Source organism: Acinetobacter junii (genome assembly GCF_018336855.1).
Lineage (GTDB): Bacteria > Pseudomonadota > Gammaproteobacteria > Pseudomonadales > Moraxellaceae > Acinetobacter > Acinetobacter junii.
The window spans coordinates 463,648-482,481 of record NZ_CP059558.1 but is presented as its reverse complement, the minus strand read 5'-3'; the positions used below and the strand labels follow the sequence as shown (position 1 = coordinate 482,481).

Here is an 18,834-nt window from a genome sequence, read left to right as displayed (position 1 = left end):
CGCAAATATCACATAAAGATTGAACTAGTTGTCACAAATCCTACATAATGGAATATCAAACGTTAAAAGGATTTTTAATGATGGGCAAACAACTTATAGGTGCATTATTTTTATCAGTGATCAGCAGTTTTTCATTTGCAAATGACATTACAGGAATTTGGCAAAGTATAGATGACAAAACTGGCGCACCTAAAGCATTGATTGAAATTCGTGAAGAAGCGAATGGCACATATTCAGGAAAAGTCATCAAAATTACGCCTCGTGCAGGATATACACCAAAGGAAACTTGTGTAAATTGTCCAGCGCCATATACCAACAAACCTATTTTAGGTATGGATGTGGTAACAGGCTTAAAGCATGGTGAGGGTTTGAACTATACCAATGGTCGTATTCTTGATCCAAATACGGGCAAGATTTACAGTATGAAAGCGAAATTAAGTTCAAATGGAAAACGATTACACTTACGTGGATACCTCGGTGTTTCTGCTCTTGGTCGTAATCAAATTTGGATCCGCAATGATTAAATCTTGAAGAATATCGAGCATCTACTCCCATATTACAACTTATTTAAGACTACGGTTCAGTACTAAAAAAGCCTCATTAATGATCATTTAATCATCATGAGGCTTTTTTATTTCTAGTAAAAAATCATTGAAATTTCAAATATTAAAATAATTCACAATTGTAAAATAATGATTGAATCTATTGTTAGTAATCCGAAATAATAGCTAAACAACAATCATGGCTGAGAGGCTCAAACATGTATAAAAAAGGTATTACATTTTTCATTTTATTTAGTCTTAGCCATTTCGCTTTTGCTCAAGATATTACGGGGATCTGGCAAAGTGTGGATGATCTTACGGGAGCACCCAAAGGACAAGTTGAAATTACTCAAGAGGCAAATGGTACTTTCACAGGCAAAATCATAAAAATCACGCCTCGTACAGGTTACACACCGAAAGAATTATGTACTGGTTGCCCAGCACCTTATACAAATAAGCCGATATTGGGATTAAATGTCATTACCAAACTCAAGCACAAAAAAGAGAGTACTTATACAGGTGGAAAGATTTTAGACCCTAATAGCGGAAGAATGTATAGCTTGACAGCAAAACTCAGCTCAAATGGACAACGTTTACATTTACGTGGTTATGTCGGAGTATCAGTATTGGGCCGCAGCCAGATATGGATTCGGGTAAATAATAAAGCTGCCGAGTAATACAAAAGAAGCCCTGATGATCAGGGCTTCTTTCTATGACATTTAAAGATTATCGACCTTGCAATTTTGCATAATCCAATAAAACATTTGCAGCTTCAGTAATAAAAGTTTCTTCCTCAGGTAGCGATGGGCGAAGATGAGCTTTCATTTTTGCACGTGACTCAACCAAAGCATCTATTGAAGCTTGATAACTTTCCCAATTTGCATAAGGAGCCTGTCCAGTCGCTTTACGACGTTGGTTTTCTGCATCTAAAGTTTGCTTCTCAAGATCTATCAATTCAGCTCGACGTTGATCAATATCCAATACTACTTTCTTTTGATCAGCCGTTTTTTGTGAAATTGCTTTACGCTCTTCTAAATACTTAAACTGCGGATCAAGTGCTACACGTTGCTGAGATAACTGAGTTAACTTCACTGTATACGGTTGGACTGAACCTTCACGTTTAAATGGCGCAGTAGGAATGGTATCCCACTTTAAGGCATTCTTAGCTTTACGCTCACCAAATTCATCATTATAAATATCGACCAATTTAATATCAGGAATCACGCCTTTATTTTGAGTACTTCCACCTGTAACGCGATAAAATTTACGCTGTGTTAAGGTCGCCTGACCATGTGCCAAAGAATCTAATTGAACTTGGGCTGTACCTTTACCTGTGGTAGTACTGCCAATAATGATACCGCGCTCATAATCTTGGATCGCTGCAGAGTAAATTTCACTTGCAGATGCAGATGCTAAGTTAACAAGAACTGCCATAGGCCCTGCATAAATTTGCTCACCCCCATCGGTATCTTCAAAGACATTCACATTACCGTTGCCATCTCTGATTTGTACCACTGGTCCAGATTTAATCACTTGTCCAAGCATACGAGCAACTTCTTCTAAAGAACCACCTGGATCATTACGCAGATCGACCAACACACCTTCCACTTTTTGTGCTTTTAATAATTCAAATGCTTTTGCAGTATCTTCAGACACAGAGCGATATTCAGCACCCGCTCGACGTGAACGATAATCAAAATAGAATGATGGAATTTCTATGATACCAAAGACATGCTTTTTGCCATCTCGATTGATTTCAACGGTACGTGAACGAACACCTGCATCTTCTTCTTGGATGACATCACGCACTAAAGTAACGTTACGAGCCTGACTCATAGATGCGCCTGGACCAAGTAAGCGCACAACGACTTTTGTTCCACGTTTACCACGAATCAGACCAACAATCTCTGAACTCGGCCAACCAATGACATCAACCATTTTTTCGCCATCTTGGGCTACGCCAATAATACGATCGCCTGATTTGACTTGACCAGATTTACTTGCTGGTCCACCTTCTACGATGGTTTCAATTTTAGTGTAATCTTCATTGCCTCGTTCAGGACGAATCGACACACCAATACCTTCCAACTGCAAAGTTGTTTGACGATTCAACTCCATTGCATCAATTGGTGGATAGTAATTACTATGTGGATCATAGGTCGCCAACATCGCATTTAGAGTTTTATCTAAAACATCATCACTTTTTACACGACCTATTCTTTCTAACTGACGTGTATAACGCTTAGTGAGTGTTTGAACTGGCGTGAGGTCTTCTGGACCCGTCAAATCTTGACCATTGGCGAGAGAAGGATTTGCCTTTAGTGCCTTTTGCTTCGCTTGCTCTTCTTCTTTGCTGATCGTCAAATTGATCAACTGTGAAACTAGCATTTTCTGCCAATGATTTTGTTGCTCTGCCGATGTTTTGAAATACGGCGCTTTTTCACGATCAATTTCAAGATAAACATCTTTTTGATTTAAGTTTTGTGGCTTCTTCAACTCTGCCAACATGTACTCATAAAACTGCTTTAAACGTTCACGATATTGAGCATGAATGGCATATGGTCCAGTCAAGTTCCCAGCTTTTAAAGCACTACCAAAACTTGAACCATATTTATTTTTATAGTCTTCAACTTCACTGCTTAAAAATAAAGAATGATCTGGATCTAAACTATCCAAATACATATCCAAAATACGATTAGATGTTGCCGCATCTAAACGCATATTTAAATAATGTTGGCGATCAACGAGTGTTGCTAACTGGCGTGCGACTAATGCTTGTTCTTGTGAAGGTTTAATTACCGTCGAAACGACTGGCGACTCTGTCGCTGCAAATGCCTCATTTACAGTATGAGAGAAAAATAATCCACCAGTCGCTATTGCAACTGCACACGCTATCATTTGAAGTTTCATAAAATTTTGGTACTTCCTTGGATATGGCAATTATTACACGCTGATCGAATCGAGATGAACATATTTCATTCGTTTTTAACCAATGTGTCTACTTATCGGCTGTGTTAAATAAATGACCAACAAGTATTTATCATCAATATCATGTAGTTTTATCATATTCTGTACTGACAAAATGTAGCAAATCATTGCACAATTTATCTATCGTTTTTTACATCAAAATTCAAACGGAATCTATATGATCGGCGCATTGATGCTAGATATTGCTGGCACAGAACTTACACAAGAAGATATTGAACTATTACAAGCACCGCAAGTCGGTGGAATGATTTTATTTGCTCGAAATATTGAATCACCTCAACAAGTACGTGCTTTAACCGATCATATGCGACAAGTTCGCCCTGACATTTTGATTGCTGTAGATCAAGAAGGTGGACGCGTTCAACGTTTAAGACAAGGTTTCACTTTACTTCCTGCAATGGGAAGACTTGGTGAACGTTACTCAGACCAGCCAGAACAAGCCGTTACTTTGGCTGAGCAATGTGGTTGGTTGATGGCAACTGAAGTACTGGCTGTAGGTATTGACTTCAGTTTCGCACCTGTACTGGATCTAAATGACATTAGTGATGTGATTGGTGATCGTAGTTTTGCTAAAAATATGCAAGATATCGTACCTCTTGCAGCTGCCTTTATGCGTGGTATGAAAAAAGCAGGCATGGCAACTACAGGCAAACACTTCCCTGGTCACGGCTCAGTCAAAGCCGATTCGCATGTAGCAGCTGCAATTGATAGTCGCTCATATCAAGAAATTTATGACAAAGATATGCAAAGCTTTATTCAGCTTATGCCTGAATTAGATGCTCTTATGCCTGCACATGTGATTTATGATCAAGTTGATCCGAATCCAGCAGGCTTTTCTCCATTTTGGTTACAACAGATTTTACGCCAAGAACTAAAATTTGATGGTGTACTATTCTCTGATGACTTAAGCATGCAAGCCGCATGTGTTGCAGGTGGTGCAGATGCGCGTATTCAAGCAGCATTAAATGCAGGTTGTGACATGGGGTTAGTGTGTAATGACCGTGCAGCTGCATGTATCGCTTTAGATGGTATTGGAACATTGGCTTTACCAAATCAACAACGTTTAGAACGTATGCGCGGTAAAATTCCAAATATCGAAGTGGGTACTACACTCGTGTTAGATGAAAATTGGAACAACGTCAGAAAAGTCATTGAAGAGTTTAAGAATTCGTTTTAACTTGCGATAAATAAAAGATGATTTAACTCATCATCTGATTGACCTGTTCAGGATTGAATGGGTCAACATCCTCGCGCAAATAGGTTGTGCATGGAAATAGAATAAAATTAAGAATTGAGTCTAGGACAGATGACACAACAACTTTCAAAACATCGCCACATTTCATTTACTGCGCACTATACGGGATACATTTGGTATCAAATGGGGATTTCTCATCCTGTCTTTGCTACGGCGAAAGGAAAAACACTGGCTGTGCTTGTACATCCAATCGAAAGCTGGGCTGAGAAATATGTTGGTGGCAGTATGCGCACAACGTTGAAACAACGCCATACGATGCTTGATCAGCATTTAGAAGATCTTATTCAAAAGTATCCAGACCTTCAGGTGCTTGAAATTGCGTGTGGATTATCACCACGTGGATGGTGGTTTAGACAGCACCACCCTAGCATTTGTTATCGTGAATTAGATTTGCCTGATATGGCAGCCACCAAACAAGCGGCACTACAACAAATTGAAACCGATGCAGATGATGTACTTTCTGTTGATTTATTTACCGAAGCTTTTGCTTCTGCTTTTACCGTTTTTGATCCTCATCGCCCCTTGGTTGTGATCAGTGAAGGTTTAATCAACTATTTTGAAAAACCATTGCTACAACAACTCATTCAAGCTATTGCCAATTATGGTCGTGATTTTAAACAATTACATTATCTCACTGACCTTTATCCCGAACCCACCCAAAATAAACTAGCTACAATTATTTGGAATAGCAGCAGATTACTGAAATGGATGTCGAGAAGCGCTTTTAGCTTTCATTTCAAAACACCAAAAGAAGTTGAACATTTTTTCCACGAAGCAGGTTTTCATCAAGTTATCGTACAACAGCCTAAACAATTTTTTGAAAATGTAACGTTGGAAAACTCAGAACAACATTTAGGTGATCTTGTATGGATGATTAAAGCATCAAATTCTTAAAATAAAAAAGTGGTCATATAGACCACTTGTTTTTTCACAATAATTAAGCTTGTTTCTGACGTTCAATAAATCGAAGCAAACGATCTGCAACTTCAAAATTACCATGTTTAAATAAAATACGTAATCCTTGCTCAGTTGCATCAAAGATTAAGCATTCGATTTTAAAATCGCCCTCTTCATCAGATAAATGCAATGCAAGATCACGTGGATGTTGCTTCACAAACTCTAACTGCTCAAGTTGTTCCAACTTTAAGTAAACACCAAAGAAAGTAATATCAACAATTTCTACTGGCGCTTCTGTCACATCATGGCGATGTGATAACTTAGAATGGGGATTGAGTACAGGAATACGCTCTTCACCACGACGCTCAATTTTTTTCATTTGATCACGTGTCATAGTGATAATTCCATCAAGGTTATCGATGGATTCACCCTTTAAAAAGGACGTAAACAAATTCATAGTTTCTTTGCGACGCTGCAATTGAGGCACATGATCAGCATTTGCAATTAAAGCAAATTCCATGTTCTCACACTGAAGCGCAAAATCAGCATTTTCGTGAGGCAAAGTAAAACTATCGTACTGTCCTGCAGCTACCAAAGTTTTACACTGAGGTACAGGTACATCACTTAAGCGCAACAAACGATTGCAGTTGATTTCATAACGCTCACGCTCTGTCGCGGTAAAATCCGCCATCTGTCTAAAGAACAAGCGCTTAGCTGTCGGAGACATCCGCGTTTTATCAAGCTTAGCATGATTTACAAGGTACAAAATCACCGCCTGACCAAACTCCTCCATGCGGTCTTCTCGCATGAGGTGAAGTGATTCTTCAAGTAGCATACGCCAGCTTTTACGGGTCTTTTGCATCACACCCATCAATACCATACGGTCAACCAATTCCGGTCGTTGATAGGCAAATGATGATGCGACAACCGAACCCAATGACATTCCCATCACGGAAACTTTCTCAATTCCGACGATATCAAGCCATTGACCGAGCATCTTAGACAAATCTGGTAATTCTAAAATTCCAGCTGACTCACCTGTATCAACATTGCGAATCTGCTGATTTGCACCCATTGACGGTAAGTCGATTAAAATAACAGGCCCACTCTCAAAGAGTTGCTCAACACAATACTTATAAGAGTTAAAGTTTTGAAATGCGCCCCCGACAATTACAATTGGCGTATTGTTGATCGTTTTAGGATCTGCAATTGCCATATATTCAATTTTCCAACCATCTATCCATGTTGTACGCGCTGGTTGTTTAAAACTGTTTTTATTGTAAATGTCGAAAAAACCAAAACCTGTATAGGTATGATTTAAATCCGAGTCCATTTGGATAATGGAATTCATATCCTTCCTCCATCCTTGTTTATTTTTCTGCTGCAAGAGTCTCATTTTTGGCGATTTCTACTTGCAAATTAACAAATTTATAAAATTTGTATTACATTTATCCTCTACATTTTTCATTCTATACAAATGCACGTTTTATACGCAATCATTTCCTTCACCACTCGTCCTGTTTAAAGCAATAATCTTTTGCAAAATATTTTACCAAAGGTTTATATTTAACATGTGCATCTCATTTATATAAGAAAAATTGCGCTAATTAACAATTTATAATTTCTTGAATTATGAGTTCAGGCTATTCATTGTTCTTCATTTGACTGTTACTATCATTATAAATACATGCAATCGTTAAAATGCTATGCAAGATTCTATTGAAAACTATATGCAACAGGTTGGTACTCAGGCACGTCGTGCCTCTCGAGTTTTAACTAGTGCATCCACTCATTTGAAAAATCATGCACTGTCTGCTATTTACACGGCTTTGGAAAATAACCAAGCGCAAATTTTAGCAGCCAATCAAATTGATATGGAAAATGGGCGCCAACGCCAATTAGATAATGCGCTTTTAGATCGCTTGGAATTAACCCCTGCTCGTTTTAAAGGGATGTTACAAGGATTAAAAGATGTCATTGCTTTGGTCGATCCTATTGGTGAAATCACAGATCTTGCTTATCGCCCCTCAGGGATTCAACTCGGAAAAATGCGTGTACCGCTCGGTGTAATTGGAATGATTTATGAATCACGTCCAAACGTAACACTTGAAGCAGCATCATTAGCTTTAAAATCGGGAAATGCCATTATTTTACGTGGCGGTTCTGAAGCACTTGAATCCAATAAAGCGATTGCAACAGCAATTCAACATGGTTTACAGGTTTCAGGGTTACCTGAACATGCAGTTCAAGTTATTGAAACATCTGATCGTGCTGCAGTTGGTCATTTGATCACAATGACTGAGTTTGTTGATGTGATTGTGCCACGTGGTGGTAAAAGCCTCATCGAACGAATTAGCAATGAAGCTCGCATTCCTGTCATTAAGCACTTAGATGGCAATTGCCATGTATTTGTTGAAGCTCAAGCAGATTTACAAAAAGCATTACCAATTGCATTAAATGCCAAAACACATCGTTATGGTGTGTGTAATGCGATGGAAACACTTTTGGTTGATGAAGTGATCGCAGAAGAATTCTTACCGAGTATTGCTGAACTTTACGCAGAAAAACAAGTTGAACTACGCGGTTGCCCTGAAACTCAACGTATTCTTGGCGATTCAGTAAAAACGGCGACTGAAGAAGACTGGTACACAGAATACTTGGGGCCAATCTTGGCGATTAAAGTTGTCAGTGGCATGGATGAAGCGATTGATCACATCAATAAATATGGTTCACATCACACTGATGCCATCATCACTGAAAATTTCAGTTTAGCGCGTGAGTTCCTTGCACGAGTAGACTCAAGCTCAGTCATGATCAATGCTTCGACTCGTTTTGCAGATGGTTTTGAGTATGGTCTCGGTGCCGAAATTGGTATTTCAACCGATAAAATTCATGCACGTGGTCCAGTTGGCTTAGAAGGCTTAACATCACAAAAATGGATTGTATTTGGTGATGGTCAAATTCGCCAATAAGATAATCCTAGAATAGAACGATCAAACACGATAAAGCATCATTTTGATCTTTATCGTGTTTTTATACAAAAGATACGCTTAAAACAAACAAATCAATTAAAAGAACATTTTAATTTACAGACTATACTGATCAGATTCAATTATAAATCAGTTGTATAGGCTAAAGTCTATCTTCGCCTAAGTTACAACCCATGTTAAAACATTGCGCTTGATTCCACTGCCCCATGCGTTGCAGCAAGATCAAAGTGTTCGTCATAAAATTTAAAATCAGTTAGGTGTTCAAACGTGGCTAAATCTGTACTTGTAATTAACTGTGGTTCATCGTCGATCAAATATGCGCTTGTTTCAGAACGTCGTGAAGATCGTATTTATGGCTTGGCAGAAAACTTAGGCTCTGCTGATGCGCGTATTAAGGGGGTAACGGTCGGTGGAGAACCGCTTGAATTATCAATTCCACATGCAGACCATGCCAAAGCGTTGGAAACTTTGTTAGCTCGTTTAGCAAATTATAATCCTCAAGCAATTGGACATCGTGTGGTTCATGGTGGAAATCTAACGAAAGCTGAACTTTTAACACCTGAAATCGTGAAGCGTATTGAAGCTGCCACACCTCTTGCACCTCTACACAATCCTGCGCATTTGATAGGAATCGAAGCAACCATGCGCTTATTCCCAGAATTACCGCAAGTTGCTGTTTTCGATACTGCATTCCACCAAACGATGCCTGAACGTGCATATCGTTATGCATTGCCACAAAATTTATATACTGAACATCAAGTACGTCGTTATGGCTTCCATGGAACTAGCCATGCCTATGTCACTGAACGTGCCAGCGAACTTGCAGGTGCCAAAAATCAAGGCGGCTGGCTCAGCGCTCACCTAGGTAATGGTAGTTCTACTTGTGCAGTTTGGAATGGTCAAAGCCTTGATACCTCTATGGGTATGACACCATTAGAAGGTGTTGTTATGGGTACACGTAGTGGAGATGTTGATCCAAGCTTACATTTATTTTTAGCTAGTAACTTAGGGTGGGATATTCAAAAGATCGACACCATGCTAAACAAAGAAAGTGGTTTACTTGGTTTATCAGGCTTATCCAATGATATGCGTACCCTCGTGGAAGCTTCTGAAAATGGTCATGAAGGTGCGACTCTAGCAATCGAAGTGTTCTGTTATCGCTTAGCAAAATCTCTGTCAGCTTTAAGTTGCGGTCTACCACGTTTAAATGGTTTAGTATTTACGGGTGGGATCGGTGAAAACTCAGCTTACGTACGTGAAAAAACGTTGGGATATTTACCACACTTCGGCTTACAGTTTAGTCAAGACAAAAACAATGCCCTAGCACGTGGTACTGAAGGACGAATTGATGCTGGAACAGGTCCTCAAATTTGGGTTGTTCCAACCGATGAAGAAGGGCGTATTGCCAAAGAAACGCGTCAAGTCATTGAACAGACTGCTTAAATCACAAAACAGTTAGACAAAAATTAAGGTCATTATGAATACAATTTTATTGATCCCTACAGGTGAAGGTGTTGGTTTAACATCTGCATGCTTAGGTATGATTTACGCATTGGATTGCAAAGGGATTAACGCAGGGTTTCTAAAACCTTTTTCACAAATTGCAGATACCACCATTGACCGTACTACTACGCTGTATAGTCACCTTTTTCAACATAAGTCAGTTGAACCGATTATTTATGAAAAGTTAACTCAACTGATTGCTTTGGGTGAAACTGACGAATTACTCGAAGAAGCAGTTGCCTTACATCGTCAAATCGCTGCAAATCATGATGTCATTATTGTTGAAGGACTTGTTCCAAATGGTCAGGATCATTTTGCTAGTGAAATCAATGCCGCACTTGCACAAGCGCTAGATGCACAAGTCGTATTAGTCAGTACAGCTGATCTTGCAGACCCACGCAAAACAGCTGAAAAAGTTGATGCACATCTACGTCAATTTGGTGGTGCTGCATCAGCACGTACTACAGGTGTGCTCTTTATGCGCACCAAAGGACTTCCTGAAGGCACGGCTGAGATTCCTGTTACACTCGACCCAAGCTTACGTTTAGATGAAAAAATTGCAGAATTCTCAAAAGAACTGCAACGTTATAATCGTTTTATGGGCACAGATGACTTACCGATTATTGGTTTAGTCCCTTTTAGCAACATTCTTAGTGTTCCACGCAGTTTAGATATTGCATCTGTGGTTGATGGGACTTGGTTACATGAGGGCGAAGCGAAGCAACGTCGAATTCTCCATACTAGCCTGATTGCTTCAGATATCGAAGCCGAATTGCAAAAATTCGTTGCTGGTGAGCTGATCATCAGTGCAGCACAGCGAACTGACACTTTACTTGCAGCCAGTGTCGCAACTAGCAACGGGATTCCTTTAGCTGGATTAGTTTTAACAGAACAATCGGCCCCAGCGAATAATGTTCTAGAGTTCTGCCAAGGTGCCATAAAACAAGGCTTACCTATTTTACACACACCTTTAGATACGCTAGAAACAGCTCAGCGCTTACACCATTTTGGTAATGAAATCCCAGTCGATGATACTGAGCGTGCTGAACAAGTAACTCGCTTTGTTTCTAGTCATATTGATAATAACTGGCTTGATCAACACACTCAGAATAATCTACATCCGCGATTATCCCCTTCCGCATTCCGCTATGAGTTGGTACAAAAATCGATTGCAGCCAAGAAGCGTATCGTTCTACCTGAAGGTGATGAACCACGTACTGTTCAAGCTGCTGCAATTTGTCAATCTCGCGGAATCGCGCACTGTATTTTGCTTGCAAAACCAGAATCAGTTGCTGAGGTTGCAAAAGCACGTGGCATTCAACTACCAAGTGATTTAGAAATTATTGACCCTGACAGCATTCGTGACCAATATATTGAACCGATGGTTGAATTGCGTAAAGGTAAGCTTGATGCACTACAAGCTAAAGCTCAACTGCAAGACACTGTGGTTCTCGGTACGATGATGCTAGCACTTGATCAGGTTGATGGTTTAGTTTCAGGTGCCATTCATACAACGGCCAATACTGTACGTCCAGCATTTCAATTAATAAAAACTGCACCAAATTACTCATTGGTTTCATCAATATTTTTCATGCTATTGCCTGATGAAGTTTACGTATACGGTGACTGTGCAATTAATCCTGATCCAAACGCTGAACAGCTTGCAGAGATTGCGATTCAATCGGCTGATTCTGCAAAAGCTTTTGGTCTCGATCCTCGTATTGCAATGATCAGTTATTCAACAGGAACTTCGGGGACTGGTGCGGATGTGGAAAAAGTTGCAGAAGCGACTAAAATTGCAAAACAACGCCGCCCTGATTTATTGATTGATGGTCCTTTACAATACGATGCAGCATCCGTTGAAAGTGTCGGACGCCAAAAAGCACCTGACTCACAAGTAGCTGGTCGCGCCAACGTATTTATCTTCCCTGACCTCAATACAGGCAATACCACCTACAAAGCGGTGCAACGTGCTGCCAATGTTGTAAGTGTCGGCCCGATGCTACAAGGCTTAAACAAGCCCGTAAATGATTTGTCTCGTGGTGCTTTGGTGGATGATATTGTGTTTACCATTGCCTTGACTGCGATTCAGGCAAAACAACAAGACTAGTCTGATCTCTTTACAATAAAGAAAGAGCCATCACTTGATCAAAGTTGATGGCTTTTTTATGTTCTTGGTTATGAAGTTTTAATTGCTCTGAATCGTGGCACTTTGATAAAGAAAATCGCATTACCACATAAAATGAGAATCACACCAATCACAGCATTTAACTGCCAGTGATAACCTTCCCATATAGTCGATATAACCAACGCCACCAAAGGAAATAACAAGGTGCTATATGCAGCTTTCCCCGCTCCAATTCGACCAACCAAATAAAAGTAAGCCGTAAAGCCAATCACTGAACCAAAAATCGCTAAATACAGCAATGCGCTAACCGAACTCCCTGACATGCTCGGAAAAAAGTTGTCATGCTTAAACCATGAAATTAAAGCCATTAGCATAGAACCATACAACATGGCATAAGCATTAGTCGTAAAAATATCCAATCCATGCTTTTGATGGCGCGTACTAATCATGTTGCCTAGAGAAAAACCATAAGTCCCTAAAATACACAGTCCAATACCAATCAAGGTATTGCTATTCAAGGTTGTACCCACGACATCGTGCCAAAACAAAGCGATGATCCCAAACATACCAAATAATGCAGCAGGATAAAAACGTGACGATATTTGCTGAGCAAAAAATAGTTTGGCGTTGATCGTGTTGAAAATCACAGCCATCGAAAAGATCACAGCTTCCAAGCCACTACTAATGTATTGCACCGCATAATAGAAACAGACAAAGTTAAATCCAAAAATACAGCATGCCTGCAACATGCAAAATAAATGATCGTGAGTTGCCAGTTTTTGCAACTTGCGACTCATCACAACAAAAGCGAACAAGACAATTGCTGAAATAAAAAATCGCCAAAACACCGCAACTGTGGTCGATATTTCACTTTGCTGTTGCAGTGTAATTGCAATCCATGTCGTCCCCCAGATCACCACAACCAAAGCATATAACAATGCATTCATAGCTTTTTAACCAAACTTAATACCACACTGTAAAGTTTGCATCTTTGCAGCATTTCATTTCTTTCATTTTCTTGTGATGATTGTCATTTACTTGCGTTTTTTAATGTTCGTTATATTCAGATGACAACTAAGGCTGAACGTCCTACACTTAATACAATCATACTTAACACTTTGTATAGAAGATGAAATATCAGATTCTAGATCAATTACAGCAACACAAAGCTCAATTGCTTGACTCAGTTGAATTGGGTTCAGGTATGCAATTGGCCATGTGGGAAAATAATCAAGATCGCGTCAATGTCTGTAGCAATCACCATACTTTAAGTATGTATATTCACGGTGGTTATCAAAGTTATCAAAAGACACCTCAAGGTTGGCACAATGGCGGTGGGCCTGACCGTATATGCCTCATGCCCCAAGATTATGAGTCGACATGGGACTTGCGTGATCCGCTAACTTTTGTTCATCTTTACTACACAGAACAACATCTAAAACGTGTAGCAGAACAAGTTTGGGATAAAGAACCTAGCCAAATTATTTTAAATCCACAAATCTTCGTCGCCGATCCCCAAATCTCAATGATCTATCGGCATTTTTTACTCAATGCTGAATGGGAAAACCGCGAAAATCATTTACAGATGAGTACAGCAACTACGCTATTGCTTAATCATCTCATCAAGAATTATAGTCATGCACACTGGCAAGCACCTGTCGTAAAAGGTGGGCTTTCACCATATGTGCTCAAACAAGTTTTGCAATGGATTGATCAACATTTGCATTTAAGTTTGACGCTCACGGATTTAGCCGAACAAGCGCAATTAAGTGAATATCATTTTGCGCATATGTTCAAACAATCCATGAAAATGCCACCACACCAATACGTCATGCAACGTCGACTTGAGTTAGCCCACCAAGCTCTACATGTAACCAAATTAAATTTAACTGAAATTTCAATGCGATATGGCTTTAGCTCGAGCAGTCATTTTAGCCATCGTTTTAAAAAACATTTTGGATATGCACCTTCACAGATGCGAAAAAAACTAAGCTAATCTTTGAAGTTTCACATATTTTAAAATCTACTTTTGTATATAGACCTTTAGCCAAAAGTCGTTTAAAACTCCCACAATCCAAGCTTTTTGTCATATAATTTAGCCCGCCAGCTTATCGCCCGCTCAAGAGAATTTTGATATGACAACGATCATCAAACAAGATGACTTGATTACATCAATCAAGGATGCCCTCCAGTTTATTTCTTACTATCACCCTCAAGACTTCATCCAAGCGATGAGCCGTGCTTATGATCGTGAAGAAAACAAAGCTGCAAAAGATGCAATTGCTCAAATCCTCATCAACTCACGTATGTGTGCTGAAGGTCATCGACCAATCTGTCAAGATACAGGGATCGTCAACGTTTTCCTTGAAGTCGGCTTAGATGTTAAATTTGATTTGACCATGAGCTTAGACGATGCAGTGAACGAAGGTGTACGCCAAGGTTACTTAGAAAACTCAAACGTACTTCGTGCTTCAGTGCTTGCTGATCCAGCTTTTGGTCGTAAAAACACCAAAGACAATACACCTGCTGTCATCCACTACAAACTCGTACCTGGTAATAAAGTTGATATTACCGTTGCGGCTAAAGGTGGCGGTTCAGAAAATAAATCTAAACTTGCGATGCTAAACCCATCTGATTCAATCGTAGATTGGGTACTTAAAACTGTACCAACGATGGGTGCAGGCTGGTGTCCACCAGGTATGCTTGGTATTGGTATCGGTGGTACTGCTGAAAAAGCCATGATGCTTGCAAAAGAAGCACTCATGGAAGAAATCAACATGGACGAATTACTTCGTCGTGGCCCACAAAGCAAGATGGAAGAACTCCGTATTGAGATCTTCGAAAAAGTAAATGCACTGGGTATTGGTGCTCAAGGTCTTGGTGGTTTGACGACTGTTCTTGATATTAAAATCAAGGATTACCCATGTCACGCTGCGGGTAAACCAGTTGGTATGATTCCGAACTGTGCTGCCACACGCCACGCACACTTCCAGTTAGATGGTACAGGTGTAGCACACATCCAAGCACCTAAACTTGAAGACTACCCTGCTGTAACTTGGGATTCATCTCAATCAAAACGTGTGAATCTTGATACCATTACACAAGAAGAAATGAACTCTTGGAAACCAGGCGATACATTACTTCTTAACGGTACAATTTATACAGGTCGTGATGCTGCACATAAGCGCATGGTCGACATGTTAAATAATGGTGAAGAACTTCCAGTCGACTTAAAAGGTAAATTCATTTACTACGTTGGTCCTGTTGATCCTGTTCGTGATGAAGTCGTTGGTCCTGCTGGTCCTACAACTGCAACGCGTATGGATAAATTTACGCGTCAAGTCTTAGAAGCAACTGGCTTGTTCGGCATGATCGGTAAAGCTGATCGTGGTCCAGCGGCTGTTGAAGCAATCAAAGACAATAAAGCAACTTACTTAATGGCTGTGGGTGGCGCTGCTTACCTCGTTTCTAAAGCTGTACGTGAAGCTGAAGTTGTTGCATTTGCTGACCTAGGTATGGAAGCAATCTACAAGTTTGTGGTTGAAGATATGCCTGTTTCTGTTGCCGTTGATGTGAATGGTACGTCTATCCACGCAACTGCTCCAAAAATCTGGCAAGCAAAAATTGGTAAGATTCCAGTTGTAGATGCTGCGGCACAATAATCCGCTCATCAAAAAAATAGCCGAATCACTGCATTCGGCTATTTTTTTGGACGATCAATCTGCTAAATTTGCACCATAAATTTCAAAGTAAGTAAATTCATTATGTTTATTTATATGAGTAAAATAATTTTAGGATTAATTCTTATACTAGTTTTTCAGTCTAGTATGGCATCGCCAGCAAAAATGGAATCTGTGAAAGAATTATTACAACTTCTTAATATCAAGAATACAATTCAAATAGAATTAAACGAGTTACAACCTTCTATTGATCGTAATGCCGAAAGATTATTACTAAAGCAATTAAATAAAGAAAAACTTTCTACCGTTGAGGAACATTTAGCCGTAGTCCAGATTGGACAAGTATTCAGAAACACAACTGAGCAATTTTTTCAAAGTCCAGCAACAATGGAGCAAATTGAAAATATTTATGCACAAAATCTAACTCAAGAAGAAATATTATTTTATATACATTTTCTCAAAACGCCTGAAGGCTTTAATATTCACAAAAAGTTAAGCAAAGTAAATCCACAAGTACTCAAATATCTAAACCTTATGAATCGTCAAGAATGGATGAATTATATGCAACTAGAGCAATTTCAAGAGAAAATCAATAAAATCATTGAACCTCTCGTAGAGAAGTAAGAAAGAGCATAGCTCTTTCTTTTCTTATATCAAATTACCAAGTCAAAGGGTTCCAAAGTTTAAATGGTTTAACCAAGTGAACCTCTGACTTTTGATCATATTTAGCAGGTTTTAACTCCTGAGGCTTAGAACGAACTTTACCTGAAGCATCTTGCGCAAAAAAATTATAACTAGATGATTTTAAGCGAGTAAATGCAATTTCTTGACGTGCCACTTTCTCTGGCATGGACATAAATGGACCTGTTGGTTCACTTCTTGGTAACTTATTCTCTTCATCATATTTGATGAAATAAGTTTGAGCTGCATCAACTGTAAAATCTAAATATTTCGGTTTTTGAAAATGCAAACCTGCTAGAGGACGACTTACACTTAAGCGATAAGTTCCAGCTGGTAATTCCAACCAATAATAATGATTATGTAATAAACTTGGAATGCGATGACCATTGATAAATAGATTAGCAGCAGCAATTTCTTGACGATTCCAGCGAGTATCTGGACGATATAAATAGACTACCGCGGCTTGCTCATTTTGTGGCTTGATAGGAGCGTAATATTGACCTAGTTTTTGGTTTACCCATCCACCGACAGTAAACCCCCCTACATGATATTGATCAAATAAACCTGGTTTCTTATCTGTATCGACAGGAGGTAAAGTTGCTGTTAAGACGGCTGGATTTTCTTCAACTGCTTTATGGCTTTGACAGCCCGCCAAAATCCCTACACAACATAATGACAATATTAAATAACGCATGACATCCCTCAAGGCGTTTTCTTGGATTTATTTTTAACAGCGCAAAACTATGCGGATTATTCAATTTTTAAGATTAACACCTCACCGTTCAATTGCAAATAAAAAAAGCATGAAAAGCTAAGCCTTTCATGCTTTTTTAGATGAATGTGAATTAAGCAGATTTTGAATCTACAACTTTCAAATCTTTCTTCTCAATCAATTCAGCCGCTGTCGTTTGTGGTAAACGCTCTGGCTTATATGTCGGTTTAGCTGTTCCATTAATCACAGCCTCATCAACAATAACCGTGCCGACATCTTTGCGACTTGGTAAATCATACATTGTTTCAAGTAGTACATTTTCCAAGATAGAACGTAGACCACGTGCGCCAGTATTACGCTCAAGGGCTTTCTTCGCCACTGCTCGTAATGCAGACTCATCAAATACAAGGTCAACATCTTCCATCGTGAATAAATACTGATATTGGCGAGTTAATGCATTTTTTGGTTCAGTCAAAATCTGCATCAATGCTTCTTCATCCAACTCATCAAGCGTTGCAATCACTGGCAAACGACCGATAAATTCAGGAATTAAACCAAATTTCACCAAATCTGTTGCTTCAACTTGACGGAATAACTCAGAGACTTTTTTACTGTCATCTTTATTTTTCACATCAGCTGTGAAACCGATACCGCCTTTTTCCTGACGTTGCTGTACAATTTTTTCCAAACCTGAGAATGCGCCACCGCAAATAAATAATATATTTGAAGTATCGATTTGGATAAACTCTTGTTGAGGATGCTTACGCCCTCCTTGTGGAGGAATCGAAGCCACTGTACCTTCAATCATTTTTAATAATGCTTGTTGTACACCCTCACCCGAAACATCGCGAGTAATCGATGGATTCTCAGACTTACGCGTGATCTTGTCGATTTCATCAATATAGATAATGCCTTTTTGAGCTTTCTCTACATCATAATCTGCCTTTTGCAGCAATTTTTGCACGATATTTTCAACATCTTCACCCACGTAACCCGCTTCGGTAAGTGTTGTCGCATCCGCCATAGCAAAAGGGACATCAAGTAAACGTGCAAGTGTTTGAGCAAGTAAAGTCTTACCAGAACCTGTTGGTCCAATTAATAAAATATTACTCTTAGCAATTTCGATGTCTTGATGTGCATGATGTGTTTGCCCAACTTTCAAACGCTTATAGTGGTTATACACCGCAACAGATAACGTTTTCTTCGCAAGATCCTGCCCAATGACATATTGATCAAGCGCTGCACGTATTTCATGTGGCTTTGGCAGTGCTTTGGTTGCCCAATCACCCGCTTCAACCTGTTGACTTGTTTGAACTAAGTCTAAGCAGACATCTACACATTCATTACAAATATATGCGTCCTCACCTGCAATCAGTTTCCCGACTTCAGACTGCGTTTTACCGCAAAATGAACAATGTTTTTGTCCTTGAGGATGTTCGGACATATTTACTCCAATCT

15 protein-coding genes are annotated in these 18,834 nt (G+C 39.4%); 10 read left to right on the top strand and 5 right to left on the bottom strand.

Going from position 1 to position 18,834, the window contains the following annotated elements:
- Positions 1-80: 80 nt before the first annotated feature.
- Positions 81-524 carry a DUF2147 domain-containing protein gene (locus tag H2677_RS02310; RefSeq protein WP_035338543.1) on the top strand — a complete coding sequence of 148 codons (444 nt, stop codon included), beginning with the start codon at positions 81-83 and terminating at the stop codon, positions 522-524.
- Between the two features lie 236 nt (positions 525-760).
- Positions 761-1,219 (top strand): DUF2147 domain-containing protein, encoded by a 459-nt coding sequence (locus H2677_RS02305; RefSeq protein ID WP_004951947.1) that lies wholly within the window; start codon positions 761-763, stop codon positions 1,217-1,219.
- Positions 1,220-1,268: 49 nt separating this feature from the next.
- Here H2677_RS02305 and H2677_RS02300 read toward each other — a convergent pair whose 3' ends face one another.
- Positions 1,269-3,452 (bottom strand): carboxy terminal-processing peptidase, encoded by a 2,184-nt coding sequence (locus tag H2677_RS02300; protein WP_212639055.1) that lies wholly within the window; start codon positions 3,450-3,452, stop codon positions 1,269-1,271.
- A 235-nt stretch (positions 3,453-3,687) separates the two neighbouring features.
- Here H2677_RS02300 and nagZ point away from each other — a divergent pair, with 235 nt between their 5' ends.
- Complete coding sequence (gene nagZ, locus H2677_RS02295) at positions 3,688-4,707, top strand: beta-N-acetylhexosaminidase (RefSeq protein WP_212639054.1); 1,020 nt, start codon at positions 3,688-3,690, stop codon at positions 4,705-4,707.
- Positions 4,708-4,836: 129 nt separating this feature from the next.
- On the top strand, positions 4,837-5,679 hold the full coding sequence (locus tag H2677_RS02290) for a class I SAM-dependent methyltransferase (RefSeq protein WP_212639053.1): 843 nt from the start codon (positions 4,837-4,839) through the stop codon (positions 5,677-5,679).
- Positions 5,680-5,722: 43 nt separating this feature from the next.
- Here the strand turns inward: H2677_RS02290 and H2677_RS02285 are convergent, their stop codons facing one another.
- A complete protein-coding gene (locus H2677_RS02285; RefSeq protein ID WP_125299767.1) occupies positions 5,723-7,033 on the bottom strand; it encodes an alpha/beta fold hydrolase in 1,311 nt (436 codons plus the stop codon).
- Positions 7,034-7,388: 355 nt separating this feature from the next.
- On the opposite strand from H2677_RS02285, the gene H2677_RS02280 reads away from it, so the two are divergent.
- From H2677_RS02280 to pta, 3 genes are all read left to right on the top strand, one after another.
- Positions 7,389-8,654, top strand: coding sequence for a glutamate-5-semialdehyde dehydrogenase (locus H2677_RS02280; RefSeq protein ID WP_039048171.1), 1,266 nt, complete (start codon positions 7,389-7,391; stop codon positions 8,652-8,654).
- A 285-nt stretch (positions 8,655-8,939) separates the two neighbouring features.
- Positions 8,940-10,115 carry an acetate/propionate family kinase gene (locus H2677_RS02275; protein WP_212639052.1) on the top strand — a complete coding sequence of 392 codons (1,176 nt, stop codon included), beginning with the start codon at positions 8,940-8,942 and terminating at the stop codon, positions 10,113-10,115.
- Between the two features lie 34 nt (positions 10,116-10,149).
- Positions 10,150-12,285, top strand: a complete 2,136-nt coding sequence (gene pta, locus H2677_RS02270) for a phosphate acetyltransferase (RefSeq protein WP_004909207.1) — start codon at positions 10,150-10,152, stop codon at positions 12,283-12,285.
- Positions 12,286-12,353: 68 nt separating this feature from the next.
- Here the strand turns inward: pta and H2677_RS02265 are convergent, their stop codons facing one another.
- Complete coding sequence (locus H2677_RS02265) at positions 12,354-13,250, bottom strand: DMT family transporter (RefSeq protein ID WP_212639051.1); 897 nt, start codon at positions 13,248-13,250, stop codon at positions 12,354-12,356.
- 182 nt (positions 13,251-13,432) lie between these two features.
- Here H2677_RS02265 and H2677_RS02260 point away from each other — a divergent pair, with 182 nt between their 5' ends.
- The 3 genes from H2677_RS02260 to H2677_RS02250 all read left to right on the top strand — a co-directional run bounded on the left by H2677_RS02260 (position 13,433) and on the right by H2677_RS02250 (position 16,607).
- Complete coding sequence (locus H2677_RS02260; RefSeq protein WP_212639050.1) at positions 13,433-14,299, top strand: helix-turn-helix transcriptional regulator; 867 nt, start codon at positions 13,433-13,435, stop codon at positions 14,297-14,299.
- Positions 14,300-14,438: 139 nt separating this feature from the next.
- The gene (locus tag H2677_RS02255; protein ID WP_004909213.1) at positions 14,439-15,965 is read left to right on the top strand and encodes a fumarate hydratase; all 1,527 of its coding nucleotides are present in this window, start codon (positions 14,439-14,441) and stop codon (positions 15,963-15,965) included.
- A 114-nt stretch (positions 15,966-16,079) separates the two neighbouring features.
- On the top strand, positions 16,080-16,607 hold the full coding sequence (locus H2677_RS02250; protein WP_212639049.1) for a DUF2059 domain-containing protein: 528 nt from the start codon (positions 16,080-16,082) through the stop codon (positions 16,605-16,607).
- Positions 16,608-16,641: 34 nt separating this feature from the next.
- On the opposite strand, the gene H2677_RS02245 is transcribed toward H2677_RS02250, so the two are convergent.
- Positions 16,642-17,358, bottom strand: a complete 717-nt coding sequence (locus H2677_RS02245; protein ID WP_212639048.1) for a DUF2846 domain-containing protein — start codon at positions 17,356-17,358, stop codon at positions 16,642-16,644.
- 151 nt (positions 17,359-17,509) lie between these two features.
- A complete protein-coding gene (gene clpX, locus H2677_RS02240; protein WP_039048174.1) occupies positions 17,510-18,820 on the bottom strand; it encodes an ATP-dependent Clp protease ATP-binding subunit ClpX in 1,311 nt (436 codons plus the stop codon).
- Positions 18,821-18,834: the final 14 nt, after the last annotated feature.

Bases quoted from the DNA above. Each gene is read 5' to 3' on its own strand.
- H2677_RS02265 (WP_212639051.1), bottom strand. From the start codon at position 13,250: ATGAATGCATTGTTATATGCTTTGGTTGTGGTGATCTGGGGGACGACA.
- H2677_RS02280 (WP_039048171.1), top strand. From the start codon at position 7,389: ATGCAAGATTCTATTGAAAACTATATGCAACAGGTTGGTACTCAGGCA.
- H2677_RS02260 (WP_212639050.1), top strand. From the start codon at position 13,433: ATGAAATATCAGATTCTAGATCAATTACAGCAACACAAAGCTCAATTG.
- nagZ (WP_212639054.1), top strand. From the start codon at position 3,688: ATGATCGGCGCATTGATGCTAGATATTGCTGGCACAGAACTTACACAA.
- clpX (WP_039048174.1), bottom strand. From the start codon at position 18,820: ATGTCCGAACATCCTCAAGGACAAAAACATTGTTCATTTTGCGGTAAA.
- H2677_RS02310 (WP_035338543.1), top strand. From the start codon at position 81: ATGGGCAAACAACTTATAGGTGCATTATTTTTATCAGTGATCAGCAGT.
- pta (WP_004909207.1), top strand. From the start codon at position 10,150: ATGAATACAATTTTATTGATCCCTACAGGTGAAGGTGTTGGTTTAACA.
- H2677_RS02245 (WP_212639048.1), bottom strand. From the start codon at position 17,358: ATGCGTTATTTAATATTGTCATTATGTTGTGTAGGGATTTTGGCGGGC.
- H2677_RS02290 (WP_212639053.1), top strand. From the start codon at position 4,837: ATGACACAACAACTTTCAAAACATCGCCACATTTCATTTACTGCGCAC.
- H2677_RS02305 (WP_004951947.1), top strand. From the start codon at position 761: ATGTATAAAAAAGGTATTACATTTTTCATTTTATTTAGTCTTAGCCAT.
- H2677_RS02250 (WP_212639049.1), top strand. From the start codon at position 16,080: ATGAGTAAAATAATTTTAGGATTAATTCTTATACTAGTTTTTCAGTCT.
- H2677_RS02255 (WP_004909213.1), top strand. From the start codon at position 14,439: ATGACAACGATCATCAAACAAGATGACTTGATTACATCAATCAAGGAT.
- H2677_RS02300 (WP_212639055.1), bottom strand. From the start codon at position 3,452: ATGAAACTTCAAATGATAGCGTGTGCAGTTGCAATAGCGACTGGTGGA.
- H2677_RS02285 (WP_125299767.1), bottom strand. From the start codon at position 7,033: ATGAATTCCATTATCCAAATGGACTCGGATTTAAATCATACCTATACA.